The sequence below is a fragment of the Shewanella sp. genome, assembly GCF_051658185.1.
GTDB lineage: Bacteria > Pseudomonadota > Gammaproteobacteria > Enterobacterales > Shewanellaceae > Shewanella.
On record NZ_JBOFMC010000391.1, the window covers coordinates 1 to 10,423 of the forward strand.

The window sequence follows — 10,423 nt, forward strand, 5'->3', positions numbered from 1 at the left end:
ATGCCTTGTTTGAAATAGGCCGCACGCCCCTCACCATTAAGGAGCTGGCCAGTAAACTGAGCATCGATAAATCCAATGCTAGCCGTGCCATTAAGCATTTGGTCGATAAAAAACTTGCCCAAAGTCAAATCCATCCAAGGGATAGCCGCTGTTTAATCGTGCAGCTCACCCCCGCCGGCAAAAAATTATTAGCAAGATTAGATATTCAGCAAAATCAACTGTTTCAACAGATTTTAGCGCAACTCACCACCACGCAAACCCAGCAAATCGAGCAGGCGCTCAGCTTATATAACCAAGCCATATTCAATGCTAAGTTGCAAATGGGCTATCTTATCCGCCAAGCCACGCCAGAAGATGATGCCGCCATCGCCCACGTGATCCGCGCAGTTTCTGCCGAATATGGCTTAACCGCCGATAAAGGTTATAGCGTGGCCGATCCGACCTTAGATTGTTTAAGCCAAATTTACGCGCAACCGGGCGCTCACTACTGGGTAATTGAATGTGCCGGACAAGTGCTCGGCGGCGCGGGCATTGCACCGCTTGCCGGTAATCCGGGGATTTGTGAGCTGCAAAAAATGTATTTTATGCCCGATATTCGTGGTAAAGGGCTCGCCAAACGCTTAGCGCTACTTGCCTTTGATTTTGCTCGGCAAACGGGTTATCAAAGCTGCTATCTAGAAACAACCGCAGTTTTAACCGAAGCCGTAAAGCTGTATGAACACTTAGGTTTTCAACACCTTAGCTCTCCGCTGGGCAATACTGGCCACGACGCCTGTGAAATTCCTATGTTATTGGCGCTACAGCCTAAATAACGCCAGCTCATCGCGCGGTTCCGCCCTTATCGGCGTGAGGAAGCGCTAACTGGCTTCGAATAAGCTGACGGATCTGATTATGCAGTGCAAATACTCGGTCGCGATCATTAAGATTTAGCGCCAGATTTTCCAGCATCACCAGATCCAAATTCAATTCGGGATAATGCAGCGTCATCGCCATATAACCCGTTAAATAGCCCGTATGACTGTATTCGACGAGGCCATCGTCCTGATTAATCCTCATCCCATAGCCATAGTGCATATTTGGCCATAAAAATGGGATCGCGGTATACGCCGTTGTCATCCGCTCATAACTGGCTGCACTCAGTAACTTGCCAGAATGTAATAGATGCTGAAAAGCGGCATAAGCTGGCGCTGAGGCCGTTAATCCCCCTGCGGGCAACAAAGCTTCATCAAGCACTAAATCAGCGGGGGCAATCACCGCACTTTCCTGTAACCCTATGGCGAATGATGGCGTTTTGGCGTGAATCGCCGCGAGACTGCCAAGCTCAACACTCAGGCCATGAAGCTGGTATCGCTTGGCAAACTGCGCCACTTGTTCGGCAAAGGATTGTTGATTGGCCTTCTCAAGCACTTGCCCAAGCAGCGAATAACCCAAGTTGGAGTATTCAAATTGGCTTCCCGGCGCAAAGCGATTGGCCTTACCGAGTTTATCGACGCCCGATGTATGCGTCAGCAGGTGGTGCAGCGTAATCCGCGCATCATAACGATGGGAATTTAAAGCTTCTGCTGTTGAATTTGCATCCGCACCATTACGTACCTTGTTATCGCCATCAAGCTCACCAAAAAGGTAATGATTAAGCGATAAGGTTAAGTCGAGTTTCCCCGCATCGACCGCCTGCAATACTAAGGTTGCGGTAATTTGTTTAGAAAGCGATGCCAGCACAAAGCGCGAATCTTGATGGATACCTTCGCCCTTTTGCAGTTCAAGCTGCGGCTTGCCCTGCAAAAGCAAGATAACACTGCCACTAAATGGCTGTGGCGAATCCTGTATCGCCGCTTGGATTAAGGCCTTAATCTTCGCCGTCTTTGAGGCAATAATGGCAGTTGGTTTTTCAACCGCAATCGGGTTACCGCCTTGAACTTGAACATTCTGCACTTGCTGCACTTGTTCTGTAGCGTGCGCTAATAACCAGCCTGCACCATTGGCGCTGAGAAATAATAACACCCCCGCCAACAGAGTACTGATGCCGCTCAAACGCATAGGTTATCCTTAACAGAATGGGCCAATGGCCAAAGTTGAAAACGGCAAGCTTATCACACGTGTATGTTAGCGTTGCGGTATTTGAAATTTAGATGACTGTCTGGACCCGTCTTTAAACGTAAGTGGATGGCATGCGTAAACTGACGCACTCTTTATCATATAAAAAGTTCTAGTCGCCCTGCAGCAACTGCGAGGAAATAGTGTCTCCCTTGGACTCGAGTGTTATTGATAATTCATTTAGGCATAAAAGTGATATCCAATCTTTCCTTTGCTTGTTATGTGTTTTCTCAAAATATGGAATGTAAAAGTATTCCTATAGAAAATACGATTAGTAACAGTCCAAAAATCGAAACCAAAGAATTTCCCCATAGATAGTTTTCTACTTCTTCTTGCAACTCAAGCTCATACTTGGGGTGCTTTCCCGCCGAGATAAGGCGTAGAGAGTAGTAACCCACAACGTAGCAAAATTTATAAAAAAACATTTCAATAAAAAGCCAAAAAATACCCCTGGCTATTAATGAAATAAAGTCCTCCATAACTAATCCCCAAAGTCATCGAGTAGGATGTTTTCAGGCTCAACCCCAAGACTTTCGAGCATCTTAATGACCGAGGAGTTCATGATCGGTGGGCCACACATGTAGTACTCGCAATCCTCGGGAGCCTTATGATGTTTAAGGTAATTCTCATACAGCACGTTATGGATAAAGCCTGTGTAGCCCGTCCAGTTATCTTCTGGCAATGGCTCCGACAGCGCCACATGCCAGACAAAGTTGTCATTCTCTGCGGCTAACGTATCAAAATCTTGTTGGTAAAACACCTCACGGGTTGAGCGGGCACCGTACCAAAAGCTCATCTTACGCTTGGTTTTTTTGCTCTTTAGCTGATCGAAGATATGCGAGCGCATTGGTGCCATCCCTGCGCCACCGCCGATAAACACCATTTCGGCATCGGTATCCTTCACAAAGAACTCGCCAAATGGGCCAGAAATCGTCACTTTATCCCCCGGCTTCAGGTTAAAAATGTAAGAAGACATCTTACCCGGTGGTACATTGGCGGAAGGTGGCGTGGCAATGCGCACATTGAGCATAATGCGGCCCTTTTCATCGGGATAATTGGCCATCGAATAGGCCCGCAGCACGTCTTCATCGACCGTCGAGACCAAGTCAAATAAGTGGTACTTTTCCCAATCGCCGCGATACTTGGCGGGGATATCAAAGTCGGCGTATTTCACCACATGGGCGGGCGCTTCAATTTGGATATAGCCCCCCGCCTTAAAACGCACATCTTCCCCCTCGGGCAGTTTTAACAATAACTCTTTGATAAAGGTGGCTTTGTTATCATTTGAAATCACCTCACATTGCCACTTTTTCACCCCAAAAATTTCTTCGTCTAGCTCAAGCTCCATATCGGTTTTCACTGAGACTTGGCAGGCAAGACGACAGCCTTCTTTGGCTTCTTTTTTGGTAATATGCCCCATCTCCGTCGGTAAAATATCACCGCCGCCGGAGGTGATTTTTACCCGGCACTGACCACAGGTGCCGCCACCGCCACAGGCCGATGGAATAAAAATACTCTGGCTCGCCAAGGCACCAAGTAATTTGTCACCCACGGCCACCTGAATGCTTTTATTGGCATCATGATTGATGCCAATGGTCACTTCACCGCTATTCACTAATTTTTTTTTGGCGATGAGGATCACTATCACCAATAGGCAAACCACGAGGGTGAACATGCCTATGCCAATTGCCATTTCCATCCGATAACCCTTTTGTTGAATGCGATTTCACTTAACTGAGCCATGCTCGATGCACCGCCCCGCTTGGTTATAACGAGATCCCCGAGAAAGACATAAAGCCGAGCGCCATCAACCCTGTGGTAATAAAGGTGATGCCAATGCCCTGTAATCCCTCCGGGATCGCATGGAATTTCATCCTTTCGCGCAGGCCTGCCAACATGACAATCGCCATCGCCCAACCAACCCCCGACCCCATGGCAAACACCGCCGATTCGGCAAAGTTGTAATCACGGTTGGCCATAAAAATAACACCGGCAAAAATCGCGCAGTTAACCGTCAGTAAGGGTAAAAAAATCCCGAGAGAGTCATACAGGCTAGGGATGTATTTATCTAAAAACATTTCAAGGATTTGGACCAACGCGGCAATCACTCCGATAAAAGTGATCAGTTGCAGATAGCTTAAATCAATCCCAGGCATCCCCGCCCAAGAGAGCGCACCGGGGGCCAGCACTTTAACGTAAATCAATTGGTTAAGGGGAACGGCTAAGGTCATCACCACAATCACCGCAACGCCTAAACCAAAGGCGGTAGACACCTTTTTAGACACCGCTAAAAAGGTGCACATGCCAAGGAAGAAGGACAAGGCCATGTTGTCGATAAACGTGGCCTGCAAAAATAGGTTGATATAATGCTCCATAGCCGCTCCTTAACCCCGTTTACGCTGGATCACATTGATGGTCCAGATCAGCACACCAATCAAGAAAAAGGCACTGGGAGGTAACTTAAACATCTCATTAGGTAAGTACCAACCGCCATTTTCAATGGTAGTAAACACGCTATAACCAAACAAATTACCGGTACCGAACAGCTCACGCACAAAAGCCACGCTTAACAAAATCAAACCATAGCCCATTGCATTGCCCACGGCGTCGACCACGGCTAAATGCGGCGGATACTTCATGGCAAAGGCTTCGGCACGGCCCATGATGATGCAGTTGGTGATGATTAACCCTACAAATACCGAGAGTTGTTTAGATAATTCATAGGCCACATCCTGCAGCACCATGTCCACGACAATTACCAAAGAGGCTATCACCGTCATCTGGGCGATGATCCGCACGCTGTTTGGGATAAAGTGACGAATCGCGGAGATAAACAGGTTAGAGAATACCAGTACAAAGGTCACGGCTAAGGTCATCACCAATGCGGTTTGCATGGAATTACTCACTGCCAGCGCCGAACATACCCCAAGCACTTGCATCGCCACCGGGTTATTCGCAAACACAGGCCCGGTTAACATGTCACGCATAGATAAGGTGTTGCTCATTTTGCACCTCCCGATTGACCTTGCCCTGCTGAGGCCTTTAACTGGTTAAAAAAGGGTTGAAAACCTTCCACCCCAAACCAAAACTCCATGGCACGCTGCACCCCACGGCCAGTCATGGTCGCCCCGCTCACCGCATCTACGCCATGCACATCCCCTTCTTTGGCGCCGCCTTTGACTAATCGAATGGCAAACTTGCCATCGGCATCAAACAGTTGCTTACCTTTCCACAAGGATAACCACTGCGGATCGGTAACAAAGTCACCAATACCAGGGGTTTCGCCATGTTCATATACCACTAACCCTTTGATGGTATTAAAGTCGGGTTCAACCGCAACATAGCCGTAGATCATCGACCACAGGCCTTTACCGTAAAAGGGCACCACTACGCTGGTTAAGGCGCCGGAATCATTAAACACTTTAAACACACGCACATCGTTGGCACGGGTTTTAATCTTGGCGATATCCTTTTTCGGGGTGCTGGAGGTTTCTGGATTAATCGCCGCCATGCGCTCATCAAAATCAAGGACGTTGACATCGCTGTCCACATTTCCGGTATCAACATTGATTAATAAAGGGGTAACCGATTTTGCAAAAATATCTCTAAACGCATTGCCTTGGCCTAAATCGATATCGGCTGCCATTAACACGTAACGTTGCAGCTCATCGCGTTTTTTGGCCAATTTGCGTTCTTTCAACACCCCGGCGGTACCCGTGATCATAAAGGAGCATAAAAGGCACAGGGTGATGGTGAAGATCATCGTCCCCACCACAGTATCTTTTTTAAAGACCATGACGTTTTAGCCTCCGTTTGATGTTGGCGCGAGCCACCAGATAATCGAGCAAAGGCGCCCACAGGTTGGCAAACAAAATGGCTAACATCACCCCTTCGGCCATCTTAGGATTCGCCACACGGATAAGCACTGTCATAAAGCCAATCAACACACCATAGGCAAATTTGCCCGGGCGGGTGTAAGCGGTCGTCACCGGATCGGTGGCCATAAACATCATCGCCAGCACAAAGCCTCCAGTCACTAAATGCCATGTCCAAGGCATGGCCATCAACGGATTGGTGCTCGAGCCGATAACATTACATAACGTGACCGTGGCTATCATGCCAAGCAACACGCCCAGCACGATGCGCCAATCGGCGAGACGAGTGATGATCAGCATCAAACCGCCCATCAATAGGGCCAGTGTGCTGGTTTCGCCAATCGCGCCAACACTGAATCCCAAAAAGTCATTCCACCAGAGCGGATCGCTAAAAGCGCGATACCATGGATAATCCACAAATTGCAGCTGGCCTGCCGCCGCCTGCGCCAGTGCGGTTGCGCCAGAAAACCCATCAACAGCAACCAACTGTTTTACGCTGGTCACTTCAGAAGGATAGGCAAAATAGATAAACGCGAGCCCCGCGAGGGCAGGGTTTAAAAAGTTATATCCCATGCCGCCGAACAGTTCTTTCGCGACCACCACGCCAAAACTGATGCCCATGGCCACCAGCCACAGCGGCGTTGAAACCGGTAAAATCAAACTAAATAATAATGCGGTGACAAAAAAGCCTTCGTGCAATTCTTGGCCGCGCACCCTCGCAAACACCACCTCCCAACATAAACTGGTGAGTAAGGCCGTCAGATAAATGGGCAGGTAAAAACTTAAGCCATAGAAAAATAAGCCCACTAAGCCAGTCTGCTCAGTTAATGTCCCATTGAATAGGTTAAAAAGAGCCAATTTCCAAGTGTCTGGGGTTGTTAAGCCGCCAGCGAGTGCAACTTGCGCTTGTAACCCTATGTTATATATGCCAAATAAAATTGCTGGCAATAAACATAATCCCACCAGCGTCATGGTACGTTTGACATCTATCGCATCGCGTACATGCACTTGCCCCCGAGTGCTACGGCCACGGGCAATCACCAATGAGCGGACAAAATCCTTTATCGACTTGCCGGAGGCGTAATACTCTTCTTGTAAATCAGTAGCTTGCTGTAAATCCGTTTTTTTAGGTGGCTTCGTCATTAACCTTCCCTCTCGATAACATCTAGGCAGGCACGTAACTCTTTACCAAAGTCATATTTGCCAGGGCATACAAAGGTGCACAGCGCCAAATCTTCTTCATCCAACTCTAGCGCGCCCAAAGCTTGGGCCTCGTCGGTATCACGCACCACCAGATCTCGCACCAACAGGGTGGGTAAAATATCCAGCGGCATCACCCTATCGAGCTGGCCAAAGGCCATCATCGCACGCGGATCCCCACCTTGATGGGTGGTAAATTCAAAGGAGTTGGTTAAGCCAAATAATCGCGAGGTCACAGCGCGGGTGATGGAGAATTTAGTCGAGCCGCCGCGGATCCACGGCAACACTCGGTGTTCAGCATCTTCGGCCAGCACTGAAACTTGGTGATGAAAACGCCCTAAAAAATCATAGGCCCCCATGGCGGTGTGCCCTGAAAGTACTGACCCGGATACCACACGGTTGTGGCCGGGTTTAATTTCATCGGCAACCAGCGCGCTAAGCTGGGCCCCCAGCTGGGTGCGCAGCAAGCGGGGATTTAACACGCTCGGCCCACCTAAGGCAACAATACGATCGGTATACAGCTCACCGGTTTGAAAGAGTTTGCCGTAGGCAATCACGTCTTGATAACCGATATGCCACACCTGCCGAGTTAAACTCACTGGCAAGGTAAAATGAATGTGCGTCCCCACCAGACCCGCAGGATGCACCCCGGTAAAGCGGCGAATAACAAGTTGCGGAGAAATATCGCCGACTATCGCCTCACCTTTATCTTGGCAGAGATACACTTTGCCCTCGGTTAGGCGCGTGAGCACCTGCAAGCCCAGCGCAAAGGCCTCAGCTTGCTCGGCAATCACCAGACGCGGATCGCCACAAAGTGGATTGGTGTCGATTGCGGTGACAAAAATGGCCGCTGGCTGAGTATTCAGCGCAGGCACTTTGGAAAATGGCCGAGTGCGCAGCGCAGTCCATAGCCCACTTTGCACTAATTGCTGCTGCACAAGCTGTGAGGTTAATGCATTCACCTCAGGCAACATCTCAAACCGAATTTGCTCATCGGCATCTAACCCATTGCAGCGGATCACCACAGATTGCAGCACGCGGCGCTCGCCACGATGAATCGCGCTAATGTCACCACTGGCGGGAGCAGTAAACACCACCCCGGGATTTTTTTTATCTTCAAAGAGCGGCTGGCCTTTTTTTACCCTATCGCCGACGTCAACCAACATGGTCGGTTTTAAGCCTATGTACTCCTCGCCAAGCAGTGCCACTTGAGATGGCCGATGACCCGGTTCGATGACAGGCCTCGGCTCACCTGCGATGGGTAAATCGAGACCTTTTTTGATCGTGACAAGTTGATTTGAAGGTTTCGCCATCACCACTCTCACCCCATAACATGTTAGATTGATTGAGCGTAGCATCTGATTAACAAACGATCCGATATAGGCATCACATTTCGCTACAACTGCGTAAGTTAGCAACAAAAGCTGCATTTTAGCGTGATACAGTTCTAATAAGTCCGTCGCACGCTGCAACAACTGTAATTTAACAACACAGTCGAGTCACATTTGCCTTACCAAGGCCGCGCCTTACGCCATGGGCGCAGTCATCTTCTACAGTATAAAAAATGCCCTAATTGGCCATGCGCATAAGCTATCCCCCAAGCGGCACGATTCACGCAACACGAACCACGCAGCACAATGCTGAGCGCCGCAGCCAATTCAGACCTTAACGCTACCGCTAATAGTGCTAACAACTTGCCTGTCACAGGCTCGCCCCATTGACCACTGGCTATTTTTACCGCAGCAATCGGCCATTGCCTGCATTAACCTTTGCTTTAGCGCAAAAGCTTGATAGCCTCAAACTCATCAGAGTTTTCAAGGAGAAAGAGATGGAATACAGACGCATCCCGCATTCTAATCTGGAGATCAGCAAAATATGCTTAGGCACTATGACCTGGGGCGAGCAAAACACCCAAGCCGAAGCCTTTGCCCAGCTGGACTACGCCATCGGCCAAGGCATTAATTTTATAGATACCGCAGAAATGTATCCGGTGCCGCCTAAACCTGAAACCCAAGGTGAAACCGAGCGCATTTTAGGGCAATACCTCAAAGCGCGTGGCAACCGCGACGAACTGGTGATCGCCACCAAAATTGCGGCACCGGGGGGCAAAAGTGATTATATTCGCCATAATATGGCGCTAGATTGGAACAATATTCAGCAAGCCGTGGACGCCTCTTTAACCCGCCTTCAGGTTGAGACTATCGACTTGTATCAACTCCATTGGCCCGACCGTAATAGCAACTTTTTTGGCGAGCTGATGTATCAAGAGCAGGAATCTGAGCTGCAGACGCCCATCCTAGAAACCCTCGAAGCCCTCGCTGATGTCATTCGCCAAGGTAAAGTACGCTATATTGGCGTCTCGAATGAAACCCCATGGGGCTTGATGAAATACCTGCAACTTGCTGAAAAACATGGCCTGCCGCGAATTATCACCGTGCAAAACCCATACAACCTGCTCAACCGCAGTTTTGAAGTGGGCATGAGTGAAATCAGCCATCGCGAAGAGTTACCGCTGCTGGCATATTCCCCCTTAGCGTTTGGCGCATTGTCGGGCAAATACTGCCATAATCAATGGCCAGAAGGAGCACGGCTAACCTTATTTAAACGTTTTGCCCGTTATACCGGCTCACAACTGGCGCTAGAGGCCACTCAGGCCTATGTAGATTTAGCTCAGGAGTTTGCCCTCAGCCCCGCGCAAATGGCCCTCGCGTTTGTTAACTCGCGCAAATTTGTGGGCTCGAACATCATTGGCGCCACGAACCTTACCCAGCTCAAAGAGAATATTGACAGCCTGACCGTCAGCCTCTCGCCAGCGTTACTTTCACGGTTAGATGCGCTATCAGAGCAATTTCGATTCCCCTGCCCTTAGCTTTACGCCAGCTTGGGCGACCTGACATAGCCTTAAACCGTTGGGTTCTGCCTTGGGAATATAGACCCAAGGCAATTTTCCAACAATGCGGCATTTAATTCTTATTCAACGCCTTAACATCAACTGACGAGCATCTATATCGCGTAGTCTATCTATTCAAGATCTATGCAAAATGCCGTGAGTCTGTTCAAGATATGTGCTGAGTGTTTAGCGTTGAATGTAAAGTACAAGCTGCAGGCCCATTGCCGCACACCCACACGCCAAAACTAAAACTAACAACACCAACAGCAACAACAGCAACAGCAACAGCAACACCAAAATGACAGTCAAACACCCCAGCACAAGCCACCTGCAGGGCTGGATTGCAGCTAACGTATCCAGACAA

Annotated in this window: 9 protein-coding genes; 2 read left to right on the top strand and 7 right to left on the bottom strand. The window is 49.1% G+C overall.

The window, feature by feature from the left end; genetic code table 11:
* A partial coding sequence (locus tag ACRCZA_RS14580) for a GNAT family N-acetyltransferase (RefSeq protein WP_438675123.1) occupies positions 1-812 on the top strand: 812 nt, incomplete at its 5' end.
* Between the two features lie 7 nt (positions 813-819).
* Here the strand turns inward: ACRCZA_RS14580 and ACRCZA_RS14585 are convergent.
* The 7 genes from ACRCZA_RS14585 to ACRCZA_RS14615 form a co-directional block, all read right to left on the bottom strand.
* Positions 820-2,037 (bottom strand): serine hydrolase domain-containing protein, encoded by a 1,218-nt coding sequence (locus ACRCZA_RS14585; RefSeq protein WP_438675124.1) that lies wholly within the window; start codon positions 2,035-2,037, stop codon positions 820-822.
* Between the two features lie 538 nt (positions 2,038-2,575).
* The gene (gene nqrF / locus ACRCZA_RS14590; RefSeq protein ID WP_438675125.1) at positions 2,576-3,793 is read right to left on the bottom strand and encodes an NADH:ubiquinone reductase (Na(+)-transporting) subunit F; all 1,218 of its coding nucleotides are present in this window, start codon (positions 3,791-3,793) and stop codon (positions 2,576-2,578) included.
* A 67-nt stretch (positions 3,794-3,860) separates the two neighbouring features.
* A complete protein-coding gene (gene nqrE, locus ACRCZA_RS14595) occupies positions 3,861-4,469 on the bottom strand; it encodes an NADH:ubiquinone reductase (Na(+)-transporting) subunit E (RefSeq protein ID WP_438675126.1) in 609 nt (202 codons plus the stop codon).
* Between the two features lie 9 nt (positions 4,470-4,478).
* Positions 4,479-5,099 carry an NADH:ubiquinone reductase (Na(+)-transporting) subunit D gene (locus ACRCZA_RS14600; RefSeq protein WP_438675127.1) on the bottom strand — a complete coding sequence of 207 codons (621 nt, stop codon included), beginning with the start codon at positions 5,097-5,099 and terminating at the stop codon, positions 4,479-4,481.
* Complete coding sequence (locus ACRCZA_RS14605; protein WP_438675128.1) at positions 5,096-5,890, bottom strand: Na(+)-translocating NADH-quinone reductase subunit C; 795 nt, start codon at positions 5,888-5,890, stop codon at positions 5,096-5,098. The genes ACRCZA_RS14600 and ACRCZA_RS14605 overlap by 4 nt, the downstream gene beginning before the upstream one ends.
* Positions 5,880-7,112: an NADH:ubiquinone reductase (Na(+)-transporting) subunit B gene (locus ACRCZA_RS14610; protein WP_438675129.1), complete on the bottom strand. Its 1,233-nt coding sequence runs from the start codon at positions 7,110-7,112 to the stop codon at positions 5,880-5,882. Before ACRCZA_RS14610 ends, ACRCZA_RS14605 begins: the two co-directional genes overlap by 11 nt.
* Positions 7,112-8,482: a Na(+)-translocating NADH-quinone reductase subunit A gene (locus ACRCZA_RS14615; protein WP_438675130.1), complete on the bottom strand. Its 1,371-nt coding sequence runs from the start codon at positions 8,480-8,482 to the stop codon at positions 7,112-7,114. The genes ACRCZA_RS14610 and ACRCZA_RS14615 overlap by 1 nt, the downstream gene beginning before the upstream one ends.
* A 515-nt stretch (positions 8,483-8,997) precedes the next feature.
* On the opposite strand from ACRCZA_RS14615, the gene ACRCZA_RS14620 reads away from it, so the two are divergent.
* Positions 8,998-10,038, top strand: a complete 1,041-nt coding sequence (locus ACRCZA_RS14620; RefSeq protein ID WP_438675131.1) for an NADP(H)-dependent aldo-keto reductase — start codon at positions 8,998-9,000, stop codon at positions 10,036-10,038.
* Positions 10,039-10,423 lie beyond the last annotated feature (385 nt).